Source organism: Brachybacterium sp. (assembly GCF_036379615.1).
Lineage (GTDB): Bacteria > Actinomycetota > Actinomycetes > Actinomycetales > Dermabacteraceae > Brachybacterium.
The window spans coordinates 44604-66012 of record NZ_DASVGJ010000008.1; the positions used below are offsets into that span (position 1 = coordinate 44604).

18 protein-coding genes are annotated in these 21409 nt (G+C 70.4%); 7 read left to right on the top strand and 11 right to left on the bottom strand.

The genetic code is table 11. The annotated features are described in order from the left end of the window. Positions 1-36: 36 nt before the first annotated feature. The 9 genes from VF289_RS01735 to VF289_RS01775 form a co-directional block, all read right to left on the bottom strand. Positions 37-885, bottom strand: a complete 849-nt coding sequence (locus VF289_RS01735; protein ID WP_330880471.1) for a shikimate dehydrogenase — start codon at positions 883-885, stop codon at positions 37-39. Beyond that, on the bottom strand, positions 885-2054 hold the full coding sequence (mltG, locus tag VF289_RS01740; RefSeq protein ID WP_330880473.1) for an endolytic transglycosylase MltG: 1170 nt from the start codon (positions 2052-2054) through the stop codon (positions 885-887). The genes VF289_RS01735 and mltG overlap by 1 nt, the downstream gene beginning before the upstream one ends. Further along, positions 2051-2680 (bottom strand): Holliday junction resolvase RuvX, encoded by a 630-nt coding sequence (gene ruvX / locus VF289_RS01745; protein ID WP_330880475.1) that lies wholly within the window; start codon positions 2678-2680, stop codon positions 2051-2053. The genes mltG and ruvX overlap by 4 nt, the downstream gene beginning before the upstream one ends. After that, positions 2677-5385, bottom strand: coding sequence for an alanine--tRNA ligase (gene alaS / locus VF289_RS01750; RefSeq protein ID WP_330880477.1), 2709 nt, complete (start codon positions 5383-5385; stop codon positions 2677-2679). Before alaS ends, ruvX begins: the two co-directional genes overlap by 4 nt. A 193-nt stretch (positions 5386-5578) precedes the next feature. Beyond that, positions 5579-6205 (bottom strand): 30S ribosomal protein S4, encoded by a 627-nt coding sequence (gene rpsD, locus VF289_RS01755; RefSeq protein ID WP_330880479.1) that lies wholly within the window; start codon positions 6203-6205, stop codon positions 5579-5581. 132 nt (positions 6206-6337) lie between these two features. Further along, positions 6338-7711 carry a replication-associated recombination protein A gene (locus VF289_RS01760; protein WP_330880481.1) on the bottom strand — a complete coding sequence of 458 codons (1374 nt, stop codon included), beginning with the start codon at positions 7709-7711 and terminating at the stop codon, positions 6338-6340. A 19-nt stretch (positions 7712-7730) separates the two neighbouring features. Beyond that, complete coding sequence (locus VF289_RS01765) at positions 7731-8834, bottom strand: quinone-dependent dihydroorotate dehydrogenase (protein WP_330880483.1); 1104 nt, start codon at positions 8832-8834, stop codon at positions 7731-7733. Between the two features lie 106 nt (positions 8835-8940). Beyond that, positions 8941-9339 (bottom strand): hypothetical protein, encoded by a 399-nt coding sequence (locus tag VF289_RS01770; RefSeq protein WP_330880484.1) that lies wholly within the window; start codon positions 9337-9339, stop codon positions 8941-8943. Then, a complete protein-coding gene (locus tag VF289_RS01775; RefSeq protein ID WP_330880486.1) occupies positions 9336-9698 on the bottom strand; it encodes a hypothetical protein in 363 nt (120 codons plus the stop codon). The genes VF289_RS01770 and VF289_RS01775 overlap by 4 nt, the downstream gene beginning before the upstream one ends. Positions 9699-9761: 63 nt before the next feature. Here VF289_RS01775 and VF289_RS01780 point away from each other — a divergent pair, with 63 nt between their 5' ends. The 3 genes from VF289_RS01780 (at position 9762) to sucB (ending at position 14610) form a co-directional block, all read left to right on the top strand. Next, positions 9762-11240, top strand: a complete 1479-nt coding sequence (locus tag VF289_RS01780) for a leucyl aminopeptidase (protein WP_330880488.1) — start codon at positions 9762-9764, stop codon at positions 11238-11240. A 147-nt stretch (positions 11241-11387) separates the two neighbouring features. Next, a complete protein-coding gene (gene lpdA / locus VF289_RS01785) occupies positions 11388-12791 on the top strand; it encodes a dihydrolipoyl dehydrogenase (protein WP_330880490.1) in 1404 nt (467 codons plus the stop codon). 28 nt (positions 12792-12819) lie between these two features. Continuing rightward, a complete protein-coding gene (gene sucB, locus VF289_RS01790) occupies positions 12820-14610 on the top strand; it encodes a 2-oxoglutarate dehydrogenase, E2 component, dihydrolipoamide succinyltransferase (protein ID WP_330880492.1) in 1791 nt (596 codons plus the stop codon). Between the two features lie 172 nt (positions 14611-14782). On the opposite strand, the gene VF289_RS01795 is transcribed toward sucB, so the two are convergent. Beyond that, positions 14783-16264 carry a hypothetical protein gene (locus tag VF289_RS01795; RefSeq protein ID WP_330880494.1) on the bottom strand — a complete coding sequence of 494 codons (1482 nt, stop codon included), beginning with the start codon at positions 16262-16264 and terminating at the stop codon, positions 14783-14785. A gap of 81 nt (positions 16265-16345) precedes the next feature. Here VF289_RS01795 and lipB point away from each other — a divergent pair, with 81 nt between their 5' ends. From lipB to VF289_RS01810, 3 genes are all read left to right on the top strand, one after another. After that, positions 16346-17044 (top strand): lipoyl(octanoyl) transferase LipB, encoded by a 699-nt coding sequence (gene lipB, locus VF289_RS01800; RefSeq protein WP_330880496.1) that lies wholly within the window; start codon positions 16346-16348, stop codon positions 17042-17044. Between the two features lie 63 nt (positions 17045-17107). Continuing rightward, the gene (gene lipA / locus VF289_RS01805; protein ID WP_330880498.1) at positions 17108-18130 is read left to right on the top strand and encodes a lipoyl synthase; all 1023 of its coding nucleotides are present in this window, start codon (positions 17108-17110) and stop codon (positions 18128-18130) included. Between the two features lie 29 nt (positions 18131-18159). Beyond that, positions 18160-18915 (top strand): DUF4191 domain-containing protein, encoded by a 756-nt coding sequence (locus tag VF289_RS01810; RefSeq protein ID WP_330880500.1) that lies wholly within the window; start codon positions 18160-18162, stop codon positions 18913-18915. A 362-nt stretch (positions 18916-19277) separates the two neighbouring features. Here VF289_RS01810 and VF289_RS01815 read toward each other — a convergent pair whose 3' ends face one another. Continuing rightward, on the bottom strand, positions 19278-19712 hold the full coding sequence (locus VF289_RS01815) for an RDD family protein (RefSeq protein ID WP_330880502.1): 435 nt from the start codon (positions 19710-19712) through the stop codon (positions 19278-19280). A 180-nt stretch (positions 19713-19892) separates the two neighbouring features. Between VF289_RS01815 and glnA the strand changes: the two genes are divergently transcribed. Beyond that, a complete protein-coding gene (gene glnA, locus VF289_RS01820) occupies positions 19893-21323 on the top strand; it encodes a type I glutamate--ammonia ligase (RefSeq protein WP_330880504.1) in 1431 nt (476 codons plus the stop codon). Positions 21324-21409 lie beyond the last annotated feature (86 nt).

A 21409-nucleotide genomic window follows, 5' to 3' on the forward strand; every position in this document is an offset into this window, starting at 1 on the left:
CGCCCGGCCGACCTGCGGGTCCTGCGCGGCGCCCGCTCAGGACCGGCCCAGCTCCTCCCGTGCGGCCCCGAGCATCTGCGCCAGCGGCGCGGCGGAGATGCCGAGCATGGAGCGCAGCTGCATATCGGCCTGATGGGCGAGCATCTCGAGCCCGTCCGCGACCTCTCCCCCGCGCTCGGCGAGGACGGCGGCCAGCGGCGCCGGCCACGGGTCGTAGAGCACATCCAGCAGGGCGCCGGGCAGCTCCAGCACGTCGGACGGGAGCGTCCGCCACGCCTCGGCCACGGCGCGGGCACCGTCCACGGCGAGGGCGCTCACGACGGCGTCGGCGGCCAGCACCTGATGGTGGTGCTCCCAGGGGATGCGACGGACCTCGACCGCTCGCTCCTGCGCGAAGCGCTCCATCGGCGCAAGCTTCTCCGGGCTGCGGGCGCTGAGGAGCAGGCGCTCCACCCCGAGCTCGATGAGCGCCGCGACGGCGCTGAGCGCGGTGGCCCCGGAACCGAGCACCGCGCCGCTGCGCGGGGACACGGCCCCATGGTCGCGCAGCGCGGCCGCGATGCCGTGCACGTCATGGTTCTCGGCCCGCCACTGTCCGTCGGCCCTGCGCAGCAAGGTGTTGGCGACGCCCAGGGCCCGCGAGGTGGCATCGGCCTCGACCGCGAGGGCGACGGCCTCCGGCTTGCCGGGCATCGTCACGCTGAGCCCGTCCAGTTCTCTGCCCGGTCCGCGGGTGAGGAAGTCCTCGAGCGACCCGGCGGGCACGTCGTATCGGCCGTACTCCGCGTCCTGCACGCCCAGGGAGGCGTACGCGGTCCGATGCAGCACCGGGGACAGGGAATGCGCGATCGGGGACCCGACCACGGCGAAGCGACGCCACACCATCAGTTCTCCGCTTCCCAGGCCTGCCAGTCCGCGACGTTCTCCTCGTGCTCCGCCCAGGTGGCGGCGAACCTGGTCTCCCCGGTCTCGCCGTTGACGCTGACGAAGTACAGCCAGTCCCCCTCCGGCGGGTCGACAGCGGCATCCAGCGCCCCCACTCCCGGAGCGGCGATCGGACCCGGCGGCAGACCGGGATGGCGATAGGTGTTGTAGGGATTCTTCGAGGCGCGTTCCTCGTCGGTGGTGGCGACGCTGCCGGACTTCCCGGCTGCGTAATGGACCGTCGAGTCGAACTGGAGGTTCATCGGAGAGCCGTCGGCCTCCCCGACGCCCTCGAGCCGGTTCTCGATGGTGCGCACCACCTTCCCGTAGTCCTCCTCCCGGCGCACCTCCATCTCCGCGAGAGAGGCGACGGTGAGCGTGCGATGCCATTCGTCCTTCGGGATGCCGCGCTCGGTGAGCTGTTCCTCCATGGGCGCCCACATCATGGCGATGACGTCCTCCGCGGTGGCGTCCTCATAGATGTCGTAGCGCCCGGGCCACAGGTACCCCTCGAGGTTCTCGGCCTCGTTCTCGGGGATGCCGTAGGAGGTGTAGTCCTTCGCCGCGGCCTCGAAGTCCTTCACGGGGATATCGGTCTCGGCCGACAGCAGCTCCCAGATCTCCGAGAGCCGCTTCCCTTCCGGGACGATGACCCGGTGACCGGCGAGGTTCTCGGGATCCAGGAGGGCGTTGAGCGCATCCGCCGAGGTCATCTCGAGCTGGAGCCGGTAGATGCCGGGCTCGATGCCGGAGGCGTCCGGCGTGCTGGAGAAGATGTTCACGAACGGACCGGTGGACTTGATGACGCCCTGGTCGACGAGGGTGTTCGCGACGTCGGTGCCGGTGTCGCCCTCCGCGACCTCGACCAGCGCCTCACCGTGGCCTGGCCCTTCGAAGTCGGCGGCCTCCTGCTCCACGCTGACGTTCGAGGTGATCCAGCGGTAGCCCTGCACACCGCCGACCGCGAGTCCGCTGAGCACGACCAGCACCAGCAGCACGGGCAGCACGCCGTAGAGGAGACCTCGGCGCCGTTTCGCCCGCCGGCGTCCCCGTCGTGCGGTTCCCGCCCCGGCGGACTGCGAGTCCTGGGAGTCGGCGAGATCGTCGAAGGAGAGGTCCTCGTCGTTCATCGGGTGCCCTCCTGGGTCGGGTCGTCGTCGGTCACGGGCTCGTCGGTCGCGGGCCTGTCGATCCCTGTTCCTGCGGCCGGTGATCCGGTCATGCTCGCCGCGACCTCGACCCTCTCCCCGGCGCGCACGCCGGTGGACCGTTCGGTGTCCAGTGCCTGCTGGAGGATCATCACGGCGGCGACCTGGTCCACGACCTGTCGGTGCTTCCGTCCCTTCCGACCCGAGCTGTGCAGCGCCTTGTGCGCAGAGACCGTGGTCAAACGCTCGTCGATCAGCCTGACCTCGACGGTCGAGGAACCCGCGACCGCCTCCTCAGCCCTCGTCGCGGACATCTCCGCCGCGAGCTCGGCGGCGAAGTCCCGCGCCTTCTGCGCCGCGGCGCCCTCGGATCCGCTCAGGGATCGCGGGAGCCCGACCATGATGACATGCGCCTCCGCCTCGCGAGCCTCCTGGGCGACACGCTGCACCGCCGTGCCCCGCTCGAGGGTCTCGACCGGGGTGGCTATCATGCCGTCGAGATCGCTGCGCGCGAGGCCCACGCGGACATCGCCGACGTCGACCCCGAGGCGGATGCCTCGGGGAAGACCGGCAGCGCTCTCGGCGGACGGACCATCCGGCGGCGTCATGCCCTGCGGGCCGTCTCGACCGCCTCGCGCACCGCAGAGAGCGCCGAGGGGATCCGGGTGGGCTCGCCACCCCCGCCCTGGGCCATATCGGGCTTGCCGCCGCCGCGACCTCCCATGGCCTCGGCGGCACCGCGCAGGATGGCCCCGGCCGCGAGGCCGAGCTCCCGAGCGGCGGCGTTGGTGGCGATCACCAGCGCGGCGCGTCCCCCCTCGTGACCCGCGACCGCGACGGTGACCGGCTGGTCCTCGCCGAGCCGGCTGCGCAGGTCCAGGGCGAGCGTGCGTAGATCCCCGGCGCCGACGCCCTCACCGACGTCGTGCGCGAGCAGGCGCACCCCGGCGACGGTGGACGCCGACTCGACCAGCGTGGCGGCCTCGGCCTGCAGCTGCTGCCCGCGCAGCGTCGCGAGCTGCTTCTCCATGTCCTTCATCTTCTGGGTCAGGGAGCGGACCCGCTCGGGCAGCTCCTCGGCCGCGCCGACCTTGAGCAGTTCGGTGAGCTGCGAGACCAGCGCGTGCTCCTTGGCCTGGTGACGGTAGGCTGACAGCCCCACCAGGGCGTCCACCCGGCGCACACCGCTGCCGATCGAGGCCTCCCCCATCAGCTGGACCGTACCGATCGCGCCGGTGCTGGCGACATGGGTGCCGCCGCACAGCTCGCGCGACCAGTCGCCGCCGATCGAGACCACCCGCACGATCTCCCCGTACTTCTCGCCGAACAGGGCCTGCGCGCCGAGCGCCTTCGCCTCGTCCAGGGACATCTGCTGATCGGTGACGGTCAGCTCGTCCTGGAGCAGGGTGTTGACCCGTCCCTCGATCTGTTCGAGCACGGACTTCGGCACGGCCTGGCCGTAGCGGAAGTCGAAGCGCATGCGACCGGGCGAGTTCTCGGATCCGGCCTGGGTGGCGCCGTGGCCCAGCTCCTCGCGCAGGGACTCATGGACCATGTGCGTCGCGGTGTGCGCGCGCGCGATCGCTCCGCGCCGCTCCGCATCGATGGTGGCGATCGCAGAGACCCCCGAGGCGACCTCGCCCTCGAGAAGTCGTCCACGGTGGACGATGAGCCCGCGCACGGGCCTCTGCACGTCGTCGACCTCGATGAGGCCGCCGCCGGTGAGGGAGATCTGTCCCTGGTCCGCGAGCTGGCCGCCGGACTCCGCGTAGAACGGGGTCGAGGCGAGCACGACCTCGACCTGGGCCGGTGCCTGGACGACGTCGACCAGCTGCCCGTCCACCAGGACGGACTCGACAGTGGTCGCGACGGTGTCCTCGGTGTAGCCGAGGAAGGGGATCTCGCCACCTCGCTGGGAGAGCAGGCGGTGGTAGACCGCGGTGTCCGTGTGCCCGGTCTTCTTCGCCGCGGCATCGGCCCGGGCCCGTTCGCGCTGCTCCTGCATGGCGCTGCGGAAGGCGTCCGCGTCGACCTGGAGGCCCACCTCGCCCGCCATCTCCATGGTGAGATCGATCGGGAAGCCGTAGGTGTCGTGGAGGCGGAAGGCATCCTCCCCGGGCAGCACACGGCCACCCTCCTTCTTCACCGCGCCGACCACGCCGTCGAAGATCGAGGTCCCCGTCTCCAGGGTGCGGCGGAAGGCCTCCTCCTCCGCGTAGACGATGTCGCTGATGCGCGCGAAGGCGGCCTCGAGCTCGGGGTAGGACTCGACCATGAGGGACTTCGAGACCGGCAGCAGCGCGGGCATGGAGCGCTCGGAGTAGCCCAGCAGGCGCATGGAGCGCACGGCGCGGCGGATCAGACGACGCAGCACGTAGCCGCGGCCCTCGTTGCCGGGGCGGACCCCGTCGGCCACCAGCATCAGGGCGCTGCGCACGTGGTCGCCGATGATGCGCAGGTGGACGTCGTCCTCGCCGTCGGCCCCGTAGACGCGGCCCGACAGCTCCTGAGCCTTCTCGATGACCGGGAAGATCTGGTCGATCTCGTACATGTTGTCCACGCCCTGGAGCAGGTACGCCACCCGCTCGACGCCGAGCCCGGTGTCGATGGACTTCTGCTCGAGCTCGCCCAGAAGCGGGTAGTCCTTGCCGGAGCCCTCGCCGCGCAGGTACTGGTCGAAGACGAGGTTCCAGATCTCGATGTACCGGTCCTCGCCCTTCTCGTCGCCGGGCCACTCGGGCACGCTGCCGGTGACGGCATCCGGTCCGTACTCGGGGCCGCGGTCGTAGTGCCACTCGCCGCAGGGACCCGCGGGGCCGGGCTGGCCGGTGTCCCAGAAGATCTCCTCGCGGGGCAGGCGCACCACGCGCTGGGGGTCCAGGCCGATGACCTCGGTGATGTGCCGGTAGGACTCCTCGTCCTGCTCCCAGACGGTGAACCAGAGGCGCTCCGGGTCGAAGCCGAGGCCGCCGCCCTCCTGGGAGGTGGTCAGGAACTCCCAGGAGTAGTCGATCGCCCCCTGCTTGAAGTAGTCCCCGAAGGAGAAGTTCCCGGCCATCTGGAAGAACGTGCCGTGGCGCGTGGTGCGACCCACGTTCTCGATGTCATTGGTGCGGATGCACTTCTGGACGCTCGCCGCGCGCGGGTAGGGCGCCTTCTCGGTCCCCACGATGTACGGGATGAACGGGACCATCCCGGCGATCGTGAAGAGGATCGAGGGATCGGAGGACACCAGCGGGGCGCTGGGCACGATCTCGTGGTCCTTCGTGGCGAAGAAGTCGAGCCAGCGCCGGTGGATCTCGGAGGTGCGCATGTGAGGGTGTCCTTCCTGGGCCGTGCGGCGGAGCACAGCGGCGGAGAGCGAGCGGGACCGGGGTCAGGGAACGTCGGGGATGACGGGCACGGCGGGAGCGCTGAGGGGCGCGACCGTCGGCGCGACCGCGAAGGCCCCGGTCAGGGTACCGGAGTACACCCGCCGGGGCCTGTCGCGCCGCGAGAGGAGGAGGTCAGCGCGCGTAGTACTCGACGACCATCTGGACGTCGACCGTCACGGGGACCTCGGCGCGCTTGGGGCGCGTGACGAGCTGGGCCTTCAGCTCGGACAGCTCGACCGAGAGGTACGAGGGGACCGCGGCGAGGACGTCGGAGTTCCCGCCCTCGGCAGCGATCTGGAAGGGCTCCATCGCCTGGGACTTGGGCTTGATCTGGATGGTCTGCCCCGGCTTCACGCGGAAGGAGGGACGGTCCACCAGCTTGCCGTCGACCAGGACGTGGCGGTGCACGACGGCCTGACGAGCCTGCAGGGTGGTGCGGGCGAAGCCGGAGCGCAGGACGAGCGCGTCCAGGCGCATCTCCAGCAGCTCGACCATGCTCTCACCGGTCAGACCCGGCTCCTTCTTGGCGTCCAGGTAGGCGCGGTGCATCTGCTTCTCGCGCAGCCCGTACTGGGCGCGCAGGCGCTGCTTCTCCTTGAGACGCACGGCGTAGTCGGACTCGGTGCGGCGGCGGGCACGACCGTGCTCGCCCGGGGGGTACGGGCGCTTCTCGAAGTACTTGACGGACTTCGGGGTCAGCGGGAGCCCGAGGGCTCGGGAGAGACGCGCCTGGCGGCGCGCACGGGTGACGTTGGTCACGAGGTATACCTCTTGTTCGCGTGTGGTGAATCCAGTCTTGCAGCCGCGGATTCAGCCGCCCACCTTACCGCAGGTGCACCCTTCGGTCCACGGCCGACGACGCTGGTCACAGGAGAGAAGGTGTGGGGTCGCTCACCTGGGAGGACGGGAGCGCAGGATCCCGCGCAGCACCTCCACCCGACTGCGGGTGCGTTCCTCGTGCCCGTGCCCGGTGGGCTGGTAGTAGTCGACGCCCACCAGGTCGTCGGGAGCGTACTGCTGGGCGGCGACGGCGTGGGGTGCGTCGTGCGCGTACCGGTACTCGACGCCGTGACCGAGCTTCTTCGCCCCCGCGTAGTGGGCATCGCGGAGATGAGCGGGGACGCCCTGCCCCTTGCCCGCACGGACGTCCGCGATCGCCGCGTCGAGCGCCTTGTAGGAGGCGTTGGACTTGGGGGCGGTGGCGATGTGCACGACCGCCTGGGCGAGCGGGATCCGCCCCTCGGGCATGCCGAGCATCTGCACCGCCTGCATCGCGGCGACCGCGACCTGCAGGGCGCCGGGGTCCGCCATCCCCACCTCCTCCCCCGCGGCGATCACCACACGTCGGGCGATGAAGCGCGGATCCTCCCCCGCCTCGATCATGCGAGCCAGGTAGTGCAGGGCGGCGTCGACGTCGCTGCCGCGCATGGACTTGATGAAGGCGCTGGTGACGTCGTAGTGCTGATCGCCGGCCCGGTCGTAGCGCACCGCCGCCCGGTTCACCGCCTGGGCGAGGGTGGCGGCATCGATCTCCTGCGAGTCCTTCATCAGGGCGGCCGCGGCGGCCGCCTCGAGGGAGGTGAGGATCTTGCGGGCGTCGCCGCCGCCCAGTCGCAGCAGCGCCTCGCGGGCGTCGTCGCTCAGGGTGACGGCGCCATCGAGGCCCCGCTCGTCGCTCAGCGCCCGGTCCACGAGCTCGTCGAGATCCGAGCGCTCCAGCGGCTCGAGAGTGACCATGATCGAGCGCGACAGCAGCGGCGAGATCACGGAGAACGACGGGTTCTCCGTGGTCGCAGCGATCAGCGTCACCCATCGGTTCTCGACGCTGGGCAGCAGGGCATCCTGCTGGGACTTCGAGAAGCGATGCACCTCGTCGACGAAGAGCACGGTCTCCCGGCCGACGGTGCGCAGGCGCGACCGTGCCTGGTCCACGACCTCGCGGATGTCCTTGACCCCGGCGAGGACGGCCGAGACCTCCACGAACTCGCGGTCGCCGGACTGCGCCACGACGTAGGCGAGGGTGGTCTTGCCCGTGCCGGGAGGTCCCCACAGGATCACCGAGGAGGGGGCTGTGCGGGAATCGTCCGCGCCGACCAGGCGACGCAAGGGGCTGCCCGGCTCGAGCGCGGAGTGCTGGCCGACGATCTCCTCGAGGGTGCGCGGACGCATCCGCACCGCGAGCGGGGCGCGGTGATCGCGGTTGCGGTCCGAGAGGGTGCGCGGGGCCGGCGCGTCGCCGCTGAGGGAGAAGAGGTCCTCGTCCATCCCCCCAGGGTAGGCCGGATCACCGGGCGGCGAGCTCCCGCGCGATCCGGCCGGGCCACGCCGGGCCCTCGTAGATCATCGCGGTGTAGCCCTGGACGAGATCCGCGCCGGCGTCGAGTCGCTCCTGCACCTCCGCGGCGGTGGTCACTCCCCCGCAGCTGATGATCACGGCATCGTCCGGGAGGGTCGCACGCAGCAGCGCCAGCACCTCGCGCGAGCGGTCCGCGAGCACGGCGCCGGAGAGCCCCCCGGCACCGATCCTCTCGATCCGCTCGCGAGCGGTGACCAGCGAGTCGGGACGGGCGATGGTCGTGTTCGTGGCGATCACACCGGCCAGGCCCGCTTCGGTGGCGAGACGTGCCACCGACTCGACGTCCTCGTCGTGCAGATCGGGGGCGATCTTCACGAGCACCGGCACATCGCGACGCAGTCGGACGCGCGTGCTCTCGGCCTCCTCGACCACTGCTTCGAGGATCGGGCGCAGCATCTCGACGCTCTGCAGGTCGCGGAGCCCCGGAGTGTTGGGGCTGGAGACGTTGATGGCGAGGTACGAGGCATACGGGGTGAGCAGCCGGGCGGAGAAGCGATAGTCCTCCGCCGCGTCCTCGAGGGCGGTGACCTTGGACTTGCCGATGTTCACCCCGATCACCGCGCGCTGGCCGCGCTCGGAGCGCCGGGCCCGCGCGAGCTGCTTCGCCAGGGCCTGCGCCCCGTGGTTGTTGAAGCCCATGCGGTTGATCAGCGCCCTGTCCTCCAGCAGGCGGAAGGACCGCGGGCGCGGATTGCCGGGCTGCGCCTTGGCCGTCACGGTGCCCACCTCGACATGGCCGAAGCCGAGGTCCAGCAGCGCCAGCGGCACCTCGCCGTCCTTGTCGAAACCGGCCGCCAGGCCCAGCGGGCTGCGGTGCTCCGCGCCGAGCGCCCATCGCACGGGGCGGGTGTCGCGCATCGGATCCGGGACCGCGAAGGCGGCGCGCAGCAGCGCCGGGCCTGCGGGGATCGAATGAGCCGTCGCCAGCGCCCTCACCGTCAGTCGGTGCGCCTGCTCGGCATCGAGGCGGCTGAGCCCATGCGCGAACAGCAGGGGGTACGGGCCGCGGCGGGTCGTGTCATCAGAGGTCACGGGGAGTACGGTACGCGGTCGCCGGTGGGCTCCGGGCCAGACGGCCGGCTCCCTCTCCCCGGACGCCTCCGCGCCGTGCCGGCCGGTCCCCGACGCCTCGGCAGGGTCACCTGCGCCGCAGGTAGAACAGTGCGAGCACCGGCAGCAGCAGCGGCACGAAGCCGTAGCCCTGGCCGAAGTGCCCCCAGACGGTCGCGTCGGGGAACAGGGCGGGATCGACCAGGGTGAGCGTGCCGACGATCAGCACGCCCGCCAGTTCTGCGATGCAGAGCCTCCGCGCGAGAGCGGAGCTGCGGCCGCCGCGCACCAGGGCGACGGTGACCGCGATGTAGGTGATGGCGGCCAGCAGCGACAGCGCATAGGCGACAGGGGCGTAGGAGAAGTCCCGCAGCACCTGGACCAGGCTGCGGGCCGTGGCCGAGAGCGCGAAGATCCCGTACACGGCGATCAGCACGATCTCGAATCCCCGGCTGCCTCGACCGGTGGTGGTGCTCTCAGTGCTCATGCGAAGCCTCCTGGCCAGATCTGATGAAGCCGCATCAGCAGCACGACGCTGACCAGAGCGCCCAGGCCGGCCACCAGGCTCCCCCAGCGGCTGCGCTCGAACAGTCCCAGCCAGCCGCCTCCGACCACGAGCACCACGGCGGTGAGCAGGTAGCCGTACAGGGTGATCGCATCCGGTGGGGTCCCGCCACCGAGATCACGCAGCCCCAGCGCGACCCCGAGCACCACCCAGGCCACGGTCAGCAGCGCGCAGGCTCCCAGCAGCACCAGGTCCGCGTTCAGATCCCGCAGCGCGTAATAGAGGCCCAGCAGAGCGGTCAGTCCGCACAGCACGGCCACCACGATGCTCAGCGCCGTCATGGGTCCTCGGTCCTCCTCCGTGGGACGCGGACACCATGTCCGGCCCGCCCCTACGATAGGGCCATGCCCACCATCACCATCACCGAAGCATCCCTGCGCGACGTCACTGCCGACGTCCTCGTCCTGCCCGTGGTCGAGGGCGCCGATGACACCCCCTCCACGGTCCCTGGCGCGCCGGAGATCTCCGAGGCCATCGCCGGTCTCGACGCCTCCGCCGCCCGTGGCGATCTCCACCGCATCCCCGCCTACGGCCTGGCCGCCGCGTCCTCGCTGCTGCTGGTCGGCGTCGGTGACGAGGATCTCGCCGCGGTGAGCGCCGAGGACCTCCGACTCGCCTTCGGCGCCGCCACCCGCTCGCTGGCGGGCGTCGGCACAGCCGCCCTGGCGCTGCCCACCGCCTCCGCCGAGCAGCGCGCCGCCGCCCTCGAAGGCGCGGCGCTCGGCGCCTACGCCTTCGTGGCCCACAAGACCGGTTCCGGCGCCTCGGCACCCAAGCAGTCCCTGTCGAGCCTGTCCCTCGTCGTCGAGGACGGCGCGGACGCCGCGACGGCGGCCGTGGAGCGCTCCACGCTGCTCTCCGAGGTCGTCGACATCGTGCGCGACCTCGTGAACACCCCGCCGAACCTGCTGTACCCGGCGGCGTTCGCGGAGCGGGCCCAGGCGCTGGTCGCCGATCTGCCGATCACCGTCACCGTGCTCGACGAGACCCAGCTCGCCGAGGGCGGCTACGGCGGCATCGTCGGCGTGGGCCAGGGCTCGACCCGTCCCCCGCGCCTGGTGCGACTGGAGTACGCACCCGACGCCGCGACCCAGCACGTCGCCCTCGTCGGCAAGGGCATCACCTTCGACACCGGCGGCATCTCGCTCAAGCCCGCCGCCGGCATGGACGACATGACCTCGGACATGACCGGAGCCGCCACGGTGCTCGCAGCCACCCTCGGTGCTGCGCGGCTGGGTCTGGACGTCAAGGTCACCACCTACCTGGCACTCGCCGAGAACATGCCCGGCGGCGGCGCCCAGCGCCCCGGTGACGTGGTCACCATGCGCAACGGGAAGACCGTCGAGGTCCTCAACACCGACGCCGAGGGCCGAATGGTCATGGCGGACGCGCTCGTCGACGCCGTCGCCGACGAGCCCGACCTGGTGATGGATGTCGCGACCCTCACCGGTGCCGCCGTGGTCGCACTCGGGAAGCGCACCGCCGGGGTGATGGGGACCGAGGACGCCCGTGACCTGGTGATGACCGCTGCGGAGACCTCCGGCGAGCCGTTCTGGCCCCTCCCCTTCCCGGCCGAGCTGCGTGCGGACCTCACCGGGCGGGTCGCGGACCTGCGAAACATCGGCGACCGCCCCGGCGGGGCGCTGTCGGCCGGCATCTTCCTCGCCGAGTTCGTGGGCGAGACCCCCTGGGCGCACCTGGACATCGCGGGGCCCGGCTTCGCCTCCGCGCCGCTGGGGTACATGGGCAAGGGCGCGACCGGCATGAGCACCCGCACCGTGCTGCAGGTTCTCGAGTCCCTCTCGAGCCGCGCCGCGGCGTGATGCTCGCCGCGTTCTGCGCGCACTGATCAGGCCGAGCGGTCTGTCCGGCGTCGCCTGGTGCCCTAGCATGGGACACGCAGGCGGCGCCGTCGGCCATTAGGGTCCGAGCGGGTCGCGGAAAGTACGTAGACACCGAGGAGCTCACAGGTGGCGGAGACAAGCACTGACCAGTTCGACGTCGTGATCCTGGGCGGTGGCAGCGGCGGCTATGCCGCCGCGCTGCGCGGGGCCCAGCTCGGCCAGAAGATCGCGCTCGTGGAGAAGGACAAGCTCGGTGGCACCTGCCTGCACCGCGGCTGCGTCCCCACGAAGGCACTGCTGCACGTCGGCGAGCTCGCCGACGCCCCGTCCGCAGGCGCCGAGGCGGGCATCGACCTCACCCTCAACGGCATCGACGCCACGAAGGTGCTGGGGTTCAAGGACAAGATCATCGGCCGGCTGCACAAGGGCCTGCAGGGACTGGTGAAGTCCCGCAAGGTCGAGTACGTCGAGGGATTCGGCACGCTCACCGGCCCGAACACCGTGACGGTGGAGACCGAGTCCGGCGCCCGCACCCTGACGGGCAAGAACGTCATCCTCGCCTCCGGCTCCTACTCGAAGACCCTGCCGGGCATCGACCTGGGCGGCCGCTTCCTCGACTCCGAGGCGGCGCTCCAGCTGCCGGAGATCCCGAAGAACCCGATCATCCTGGGCGGCGGCGTCATCGGCGTCGAGTTCGCCTCCATCTGGAAGTCGCTGGGCGCGGAATCCGTCACCATCGTCGAGGGCCTGCCCCACCTGGTCGCCAACGAGGACGAGGCGCTCTCCAAGGCGCTCGAGCGCGCCTTCAAGAAGCGCGGCATCACGTTCTCGCTCGGCGTCTTCACCGAGAAGGCCGAGCAGACCGAGTCCGGCGTCAAGGTCACCCTCGCCGACGGCAAGGTCTTCGAGGGCGACTACCTGCTGGTGGCCGTCGGCCGCGGCCCCGCCACCTCCGGGATGGGCTACGAGGAGCAGGGCATCGAGATGGATCGCGGCTTCGTGCTCGCGCACAAGGAGACCCTCGAGACGAACGTGCCCGGCGTCTACGCCGTCGGCGACATCGTCCCCGGCCTCCAGCTCGCCCACCGCGGCTTCGCCCAGGGCATCTACGTGGCCGAGCGGATCGGCGGGCTGAACCCGGCGCCGATCGTCGAGTCCGGCATCGAGCGCATCACCTACTGCGAGCCCGAGCTCGGCTCCGTGGGCCTGTCCGAGAAGCAGGCCAAGGAGCAGCTGGGCGACGACGCGGTCGAGGTCTACGAGTACAACCTCGGCGGCAACGGCAAGTCCCAGATCCTCGGCACCACCGGCTTCATCAAGCTGGTGCGCGAGAAGGACGGCCCGATCATCGGTGTGCACATGATCGGTGCACGCACCTCGGAGCTGATGGGCGAGGCCCTGCTCATCGTCAACTGGGAGGCCTACCCCGAGGACGTCGCCTCCCTCATCCACGGCCACCCCTCGCAGCACGAGGCCATGGGCGAGGCCGCGCTCGCGCTCGCCGGCAAGCCGCTGCACGCCCACGCTTGAGCCAGTCTTCCCAGGAGGAGAGAACCCCATGTCTGAAACCGTGAAGATGCCGGCACTCGGTGAGTCCGTCACCGAGGGCACCGTCACCCGCTGGCTCAAGGCCGTCGGCGACACCGTCGAGGTCGACGAGCCGCTGCTCGAGGTCTCGACCGACAAGGTCGACACCGAGATCCCGTCGCCCGTCGCGGGCACCATCGAGAGGATCCTGGTCGAGGAGGACGAGGACGCCGAGGTCGGCGCAGATCTCGTCGTCATCGGCGATGGCTCCGGCTCCGAGAGCTCCGGGTCCGACGATTCGGGCGCCGAGGCGGAGGACGAGGCGCCCGCCGAGGGCGAGGACCTCGCCTCCGATGAGACGGTCGCACCCTCCACCGACGAAGAGGCCCCGGAAGAGGACTCCTCGGACGAGCCCGCAGGCGCCTCCGAGCAGTCCACCGGCTCCAGCGATGCAGAGGCGTCCGGCGAGGACGTCACCATGCCGGCGCTCGGCGAGTCCGTCACCGAGGGCACCGTCACCCGGTGGCTGAAGGAGGTGGGCGACACCGTCGAGGTGGACGAGCCGCTGCTCGAGGTCTCGACCGACAAGGTCGACACCGAGATCCCGTCCCCCGTCGCCGGCACCCTGCTCGAGATCAAGGTGGCTGAGGACGAGGACGCCGAGGTCGGCTCCGTGCTCGCAGTGATCGGCTCGGGCGAGGCCCCTTCCGCCCCCGCCGAGAAGAAGCCCGAGGCCCCCAAGGCGGAGGAGAAGCCTGCCGAGGCTCCGAAGGAGGAGAAGCAGCCCGAGGCGCCGAAGGCCGAGCAGAAGCCGGCCGAGGAGAAGCCCGCCGCGGCGTCGACGGAGCAGTCCGCTCCGGCGCCCAAGGCCGCTGACTCCGTCTCCGGCGCCGAGTCCTCCGGCTATGTCACCCCGCTCGTGCGGAAGATGGCGAACGACGCAGGCGTGGACCTCTCCTCCGTGAAGGGCTCCGGCCTCGGCGGTCGCATCCGCAAGCAGGACGTCCAGCAGGCGATCGAGGCGCAGAAGTCGGCCGCTCCGGCCGCCGCTGCCGCCCCGGCCGCTGCCGCCGCTCCCGCGGCGCCGAAGGTCGAGGTCTCCTCGAAGCGCGGCACCGAGGAGAAGATGCCCCGCATCCGCAAGGTCATCGGCCAGCGGATGATGGAGTCCCTCCAGGGCATGGCTCAGCTGACCACCGCGGTCGAGGTGGACCTGACCCGGATCGCGAAGCTGCGCGCCCGTGCGAAGGACGATTTCGCCGCCCGCGAGGGCGCGAAGCTCACCTTCCTGCCGTTCCTGATGATGGCAGCGATCGAGGGGCTGAAGACCTACCCGCAGCTGAACTCCACCATCGACGGCGACAAGATCGTCTACCACGGCTCGGAGAACATCGGCATGGCCGCGGACACCGAGCGCGGTCTTGTGGTCCCGGTGATCAGGAACGCCGGTGACCTGAACCTGGCGGGCCTGGCCCGTCAGATCGGTGATCTCGGCGGCCGCGCCAAGGGCAACAAGCTCGTGCCCGACGATCTGGCCGGCGCCACGTTCACCATCACCAACACCGGTTCGGGCGGCGCACTGTGGGACACCCCCATCGTGCCCGCTCCGCAGGTGGGCATCCTCGGCACCGGCACCATCACCAAGCGTCCGGCGGTCGTGCAGAACGCCGAGGGCGATGACACCATCGCCATCCGCTCGATGATGTACCTGTTCCTCTCCTACGACCATCGCATGGTCGACGGCGGCGACGCCGCCCGCTTCCTCACCTTCATGAAGAAGCGGCTCGAGGAGGGCGCCTTCGAGGCAGAGCTCGGTCTGTGAGAGCAGACCCTGCGCAGCCGCACACCCGCTGACACGGTGAACGGCATCGACGAGAGGCGCTGAGCGCCCACCTCGTGAGGAAGGGCCCCGACCACGGTCGGGGCCCTTCCTCACGTCCGGGGACCTCTTCGGCCGCGGATCTCCTTGGGCGCCGACCTCCTCGGGCGCGGGGCTATTCGCGGGCGGGCTCGTCGGATTCGTCCTGCTCGACCTGGAGGATCCTCCACTGCGCACCGTCCCAGTGCAGCGTCAGCAGCACGGCGGCCTGCTCGGTGGCAGGCATCGAGGTGGTGGTGCCCTGCGCGGATTCGACCTCGTGCTCCTGCGTCGAGGTGACGATGCGGAGCACTGCGGTCCCCTCGGGGGTGGCACCGTCCACGACCTCGGCCTCATGCACGATCGGACCGCCTCCGTGCACGGTGATCCCCTCGTAGGCAGCGCGGATCTCGTCGTCCTGGGCGAGAGCCTGACTGCCCGGGACGGAGGCGGGCCGGTCCGAGACACCGGTGACGTAGGAGTGGCGGGCGCCGGCGAGATCCGCCGCAAGCGCCCAGGGGTCCTCGATCTCCGGAGCTGGAGCAGGTTCTGCGGCCTGCGCAGGCTCTGGGGGCGTCGTCTGTACGGGCGGGGGCGCTGCCGTGGACCCGGGCTCCCGCTCCCCCGCCCAGCCGATCCCCAGTGCGAACAGGGTCCCGCACAGCAGCACCGCCAGGGCGCTCGTCACCGCCGTGCGGCGCAGCCGAGGCTGGGCGAGCACCTCCCGGACTGCACGCATCACCGACCTCGCTGCAGCCCCCGATATCGCTGGATCCGCCGCAGTCGAGCCCGGCATGACCTCCGTACGGCGGCGGCGCAGCCGACGAGGCACGGGCAGGCCAGGTTCGACAGGCACGCCCGGCGCGGGAGGCTCTGCGGCGGATCGATGCTCCGGAGTGGCTGGATGCTCCGCGACGTGGGTGTCGCGTTCCGGCACCTCCTCGGTCGCATTCCCGAGGGCGAAGGCGCCGGGGGCGCCGCTCAGCTCCGGGCTGTGCAGGCGCCGGCGCAGGGTGCGGTCCTGATCGTGCAGCACCGAGTCCACCCAGTGTCTGTCCTTCTGCTGCGCCGAGAGTCCGTCGGCCCGGCGCAGGCCGTGCAGGTCCACGACCATCACGGAGCCGTCGGAGCGCATCCCCAGGCCCTCGCCGGAAGGAGCGCCGAGCACCCAGCCTCGCGAGTGGAGCTCGGTGAGAAGCACCTCCAGCTGATCACGCGCCCGCGCCATCGCCAGACGCTCCTGCGTGGCCGGGGCGCCGCCCTCCGAGCGACGCCGCCCCGCCGACGGCCTCTCCGACGCCGCGGTCTCCCGCACATACCCCTCGTCCTCGATCTCGAGCACGGCCGGAGCCGCACCGGCCCCGGCCACCTCGAGCGCGGCCAGCAGCTGCAGCTCCTCCCCCACGGCGCGCGCCGCCTGCGGCCCCAGGGGCTGCACGCGCAGCGCCCGGGGACGGCCGGGGGGCCCGATCAGCTGCTCCTCACGCCCCGCGATGCGCCGCGGGCCGCCCTCCTCCTGCGGGGCCTCGGCCTCCCTCCCGTGCCCCACCTCCCGCCGCGCCGCGAGAGGCGGGAGGAAGGTCGCTCTCGGGAACTCCTCGTCGTGGATGTCATCCATGACGGCAGTGAACCTCATCGCCGGGGACCGCTCCCGCGGTCATCCACAACGCACTGGTGAGAGGCGGAGTAGCCTGAGGGGATGCTCGACGTCATACGCCTCGGCTTCAGCGAGCCGGTCCCCGGCGGGGACCGGCACGACGAGTTCGGCCTCCCTCTCGGACCGGTCGAGTACCGGGCCGCCTGGGCGCTGCAGCGCGAGCTGCATGCCGAGGTGGTGGCGGGCACCCGTCCGGACACTCTGCTGCTGCTCGAGCACCGACCGGTGTACACCGCCGGGAAGCTCACCCAGGACCAAGAGCGTCCGCGGGACGGCGCCGAGGTGGTCGACATCGATCGCGGCGGCAAGATCACCTGGCACGGGCCTCAGCAGCTGGTGGGCTATCCGCTGGTGAAGCTGCCGATCCCGATCGACGTCGTCGGCTTCGTGCGCGACCTGGAGCGGACGCTCATCGACGTCTGCGCCGCCGTCGGCGTCCCGACGGTGCCCGTCGAGGGCCGCAGCGGCGTGTGGGTGGCCCCCGAGGGCGAGGAGGCCCGCAAGGTGTGCGCCATCGGGATGCGGGTCTCGAAACGTGCGACGATGCACGGGTTCGCACTGAACTGCGCGAACGATCTGTCCTGGGCGAAGAACGTCATCCCGTGCGGCATCGACGACGCCGGGGTGACGAGCCTGAGCCGTGAGGCCGGTCGACGCATCGCAGTCGCCGACGTCGTCGACCTCGCCGCCGAGGCGATGACCGAACTCGTGGCGCACCGCACCTCGGTGCGCGCCGTCTGAGTCGACCGGCGGGCACCGCAGGTCGATAGACTCCATGGAACGTCGAGATGAGGAGGCACCAGGGTGACAACCGCCCCCGAAGGCCGGCGCTTGCTGCGCATCGAGGCACGCAATGCCGAAGTCCCGATCGAGCGCAAACCGGAATGGATCAAGACCCGCGCCGTGATGGGCCCGGAGTACACCGCGATGAAGAAGCGGGTCCACGGACAGGGCCTGCACACGGTGTGCGAGGAAGCAGGCTGCCCCAACATCTTCGAGTGCTGGGAGGATCGCGAGGCGACCTTCCTCATCGGCGGCGACACCTGCACCCGGCGCTGCGACTTCTGCAACATCGCGACCGGCAAACCCATGGCGGTCGACCCGATGGAGCCGTTCAAGGTCGCACAGTCCGTCAAGGAGATGGGCCTGCGCTACTCGACCATCACGGGCGTGGCCCGGGACGACCTCGAGGACGGCGCGGCCGGCCTGTTCGCCCGCACCTGCCAGCAGATCCACGCGATGAACCCCGGCACCGGGGTCGAGCTCCTGATCGACGACATCAAGGGCAGCGGCGAGCACCTGCAGCAGGTGTTCGACGCCCGGCCCGAGGTCTTCGCCCACAACCTCGAGACGGTGCCGAGGATCTTCAAGCAGATCCGCCCCGCCTTCCGGTACGAGCGCTCCCTCGAGGTGATCTCGATGGGCAAGGCCGCCGGGATGATCACCAAGTCCAACCTCATCCTGGGCATGGGTGAGACCGACGACGAGATCCTCGACTCGCTGCAGCGCCTGCGGGACGCGGGCTGCGACATCATCACCATCACCCAGTACATGCGCCCCTCCAAGCTGCACCACCCCATCGACCGATGGGTCAAGCCGCAGCAGTTCGTCGCCCTGTCCGTGGCGGCCGAGGAGATGGGCTTCCTCGCGGTGATGGCCGGGCCGATGGTCCGCTCCTCCTACCGCGCCGGCAAGCTCTGGGCGCAGGCGATGCGGAAGCTCGACCGGGAGATCCCCGAGAACCTCCTGCACCTCGATTCGAACCAGCCCGCCCGACAGGAAGCCGCGAGCGTCGTCGCCCGCATCCAGCAGCCTGTCGCGAGCTGACCCCCGCCCCCGAGAGGACCCCACCCCACATGGCTCGCACGTCCGAGACCACGCCCGAAAAGGGCTCGAAGAAGAAGCAGAAGCTGAACCCTGACGGCACTCCGAAGCAGGGTCGGATCAAGCAGATCATCGAGGTGTACAAGTACACCCAGGAGGTCGACCGCTCGACCCTCCCGCTGATGCTGGCCGCCCTCGTCGGCTCGGTCATCGTCGGTGTGCTGCTGACCCTCCTGATCTTCAACAGCCCCTGGTACGGCATCTTCATGGGACTCGCGATCGGCGTGCTGATCGCGATGATGATCCTGGCCCGCAAGGCCGAGCGTGCGGCATTCGGCCGGATCAAGGGCCAGCCCGGCGCCGCTCTCGCCGCGATGCAGTCCATCCGTCGAGGATGGAACGTGGACGACGAGCCTGTGCAGATCGATCCCCGCAGCCAGAAGATGCTCTTCCGCGCCTCCGGCCGGGCCGGCATCGCCGTGGTGGCCGAGGACTCCTCCGCCATCTCCATGAAGCTGCTGGAGAAGGAACGGCGCAGCATCCGACGCGTGCTCCAGCACGACAACGTCCCGGTCCATCAGATCGTGGTGGGCGACGGCGACGGCGAGGTGCCGCTGCACAAGCTGCCCAGCCACATGCAGCGCATGAAGAAGCAGCTGACGAAGAACGAGGCGGCGCAGGTCACCAAGCGTCTCAGCGCGCTGCGCCGTTCGCTGCGTCAGTCGATCCCCAAGGGTGTCGATCCGATGCGTGCACGGCCGAACCGCAAGGCCATGCGCGGCCGCTGAGCGACCTCGGATCCTCACCGCAGCCCCCTCCCGCAGGATCGGGAGGGGGCTGCGTGCATCACGGAACCTCCGGGGCGGGCGGGCCCCTCCGTGGCGGGCGAACCCCCTCCGGTCCGCTCGACCGCATCGGGGCGGAGCCTCCACGCCGCCTGACGGCGCCCGGGACGATCCCCGCCATGACGCAGGTCGAGGACCCGTTCCTCTCGGCCGCTGCGGCCGTTACCAGTCCGTGACCTTCGTCATCGTTTCGTAACATTCGACATCGATGCAGGTCAGAGCGGTTCAAGAGAAAGGGCCATGGGCCGATGCCGCGGCCTCCCTGCAGCTCGTCGTCGAGCCCGAAGGTGCGGCGGGAGAGACCGTCAGGCGGTGACGACCGCGGTGCCCGCGACCACGTCGTGCAGCGGCTGCGAGTCCCGGTTCCAGACCACGGCGGGCAGCAGCAGGAGCATCAGCGCGGTGCGCACCAGAGCACGCAGGATCATCGGGGAGCGACCGGCCACCGGCAGCACGCGCAGCCTCAGCACGAACTGCCCCGGCGTCGCACCGAAAAGGCTCAGGAACAGCAGATTCGCTGCGACGAACAGGAGCAGGTTCGCCAGCGGATCGCCGGCGAACACCAGGGCGGAGATGAGCATGCACAGCCCCCAGTCGATCACCAGCGACAGCGGCCTGCGCCAGAAGGGTGCGACGGAGCCGTTGCCCTCCGGGGGCAGGCCGAGGGAGGAGCCCTTGACGTAGCCCTCGTCGGACGGGGCGCCGTCCATCCAGGAGCCGAGGTCCTTGCGTTCGATCACGCCCAGCACCATAGTTCCTGGACCTGGACGTCCGAGGGGTTCCGGGAATGCCATGCGCCACAGCGCCTAAGCTGGGGTGCACCCGAGTGCGGGCCCTGCGCGGGTCAGAGGAGCTCGTCAGGTGATTCCCCTCGGGGCCAGTCAGGACAACACGCGCCGTAGGGCGCGGATGGAGGAGATGTGTTCAACAGTCCCAGCGAGGTCGTGAAGTACATCGAGGAAGAGGGCGTCGAGTTCATCGACATCCGGTTCTGCGATCTTCCCGGCGTGATGCAGCACTTCAACATCCCCGCGAGCACCTTCGACGAAGAGGCGATCGAGACCGGTCAGCTCTTCGACGGATCGTCGATCCGTGGATTCCAGGCGATCCACGAATCCGACATGAAGCTCGTCCCGGATCTGGAGACCGCATACCTGGATCCGTTCCGGGAGCGCAAGACCCTCATCGTGAACTTCTCGATCGTGGACCCGTTCACGGACGAGCCCTACTCCCGGGACCCGCGCACCGTCGCGCAGAAGGCCGAGGAGTACCTGAAGTCCACCGGCATCGCGGACACCGCCCTCTTCGCCGCGGAGGCCGAGTTCTACATCTTCGACGATGTGCGCTTCAAGACCACGGTGAACTCCGGCTTCTACAGCATCGATTCCGACGAGGCGGTCTGGAACACCGACCGCGACGAGTCCGAGTTCGGCGGCAACAAGGGCTACAAGACGCGCCTGAAGGGCGGCTACTTCCCGGTCCCGCCCAATGACCAGATGGCGGATCTGCGCGATGAGATCTGCGCCGTGCTGGAGGAGACCGGCCTGCAGGTGGAGCGTGCCCACCACGAGGTCGGCACCGCGGGTCAGCAGGAGATCAACTACCGCTTCAACACCCTGCTGCAGGCTGCGGACGACGTCATGAAGTTCAAGTACGTCGTGAAGAACTGCGTGTGGGACGCCGGCAAGACCGCGACCTTCATGCCGAAGCCCCTGTTCGGCGACAACGGCTCGGGCATGCACACCCACCAGTCGCTGTGGAAGGACGGCGAGCCGCTGTTCTTCGACGAGCGCGGCTACGGCGGCCTCTCCGACATCGCACGCTGGTACATCGGCGGCATCATCGAGCACTCCCCCTCGCTCACCGCGTTCACCAACCCCACGGTGAACTCCTTCAAGCGCCTCGTGCCCGGCTTCGAGGCCCCGGTGAACATGGTCTACTCGGCCCGAAACCGCTCGGCTGCGATCCGCATCCCGGTCACCGGCTCCTCCGCGAAGGCGAAGCGTGTCGAGTTCCGCGCACCAGATCCCTCGGCCAACCCGTACCTGGCCTTCGCCGCGCAGCTGATGGCCGGCATCGACGGCATCCGCAACCGCATCGAGCCGCCCGAGCCGATCGACAAGGACCTGTACGAGCTGCCCCCGGAGGAGCACAAGCAGATCAAGCAGCTGCCGGAGTCCCTCGGCGCCGCGCTGGACGCCCTCGAGGCGGATCACGACTTCCTCACCGAGGGCGACGTCTTCCCCGAGGACCTCATCTCGACCTGGATCGAGCTGAAGCGCACCACGGAGATCGACCCGTTCCGCTACCGCCCGCACCCGCACGAGTTCGAGCTCTACTACGACATCTGAGCGATTCAGGCGGGTGGGGCGCGCACCCACCCCGTGAAGGCCGCCGAGGGGCCCGCACTCTCCACCGACGCATCGCCGTCGTCGGA

What these genes read in the sequence shown, in the direction of transcription:
- VF289_RS01735 (WP_330880471.1), bottom strand. Translation starts at nt 885, where the DNA reads ATGGTGTGGCGTCGCTTCGCCGTGGTCGGGTCCCCGATCGCGCATTCC.
- mltG (WP_330880473.1), bottom strand. Translation starts at nt 2,054, where the DNA reads ATGAACGACGAGGACCTCTCCTTCGACGATCTCGCCGACTCCCAGGAC.
- ruvX (WP_330880475.1), bottom strand. Translation starts at nt 2,680, where the DNA reads ATGACGCCGCCGGATGGTCCGTCCGCCGAGAGCGCTGCCGGTCTTCCC.
- alaS (WP_330880477.1), bottom strand. Translation starts at nt 5,385, where the DNA reads ATGCGCACCTCCGAGATCCACCGGCGCTGGCTCGACTTCTTCGCCACG.
- VF289_RS01760 (WP_330880481.1), bottom strand. Translation starts at nt 7,711, where the DNA reads ATGGACGAGGACCTCTTCTCCCTCAGCGGCGACGCGCCGGCCCCGCGC.
- VF289_RS01770 (WP_330880484.1), bottom strand. Translation starts at nt 9,339, where the DNA reads ATGAGCACTGAGAGCACCACCACCGGTCGAGGCAGCCGGGGATTCGAG.
- VF289_RS01775 (WP_330880486.1), bottom strand. Translation starts at nt 9,698, where the DNA reads ATGACGGCGCTGAGCATCGTGGTGGCCGTGCTGTGCGGACTGACCGCT.
- VF289_RS01780 (WP_330880488.1), top strand. Translation starts at nt 9,762, where the DNA reads ATGCCCACCATCACCATCACCGAAGCATCCCTGCGCGACGTCACTGCC.
- sucB (WP_330880492.1), top strand. Translation starts at nt 12,820, where the DNA reads ATGTCTGAAACCGTGAAGATGCCGGCACTCGGTGAGTCCGTCACCGAG.
- VF289_RS01795 (WP_330880494.1), bottom strand. Translation starts at nt 16,264, where the DNA reads ATGGATGACATCCACGACGAGGAGTTCCCGAGAGCGACCTTCCTCCCG.
- lipB (WP_330880496.1), top strand. Translation starts at nt 16,346, where the DNA reads ATGCTCGACGTCATACGCCTCGGCTTCAGCGAGCCGGTCCCCGGCGGG.
- VF289_RS01810 (WP_330880500.1), top strand. Translation starts at nt 18,160, where the DNA reads ATGGCTCGCACGTCCGAGACCACGCCCGAAAAGGGCTCGAAGAAGAAG.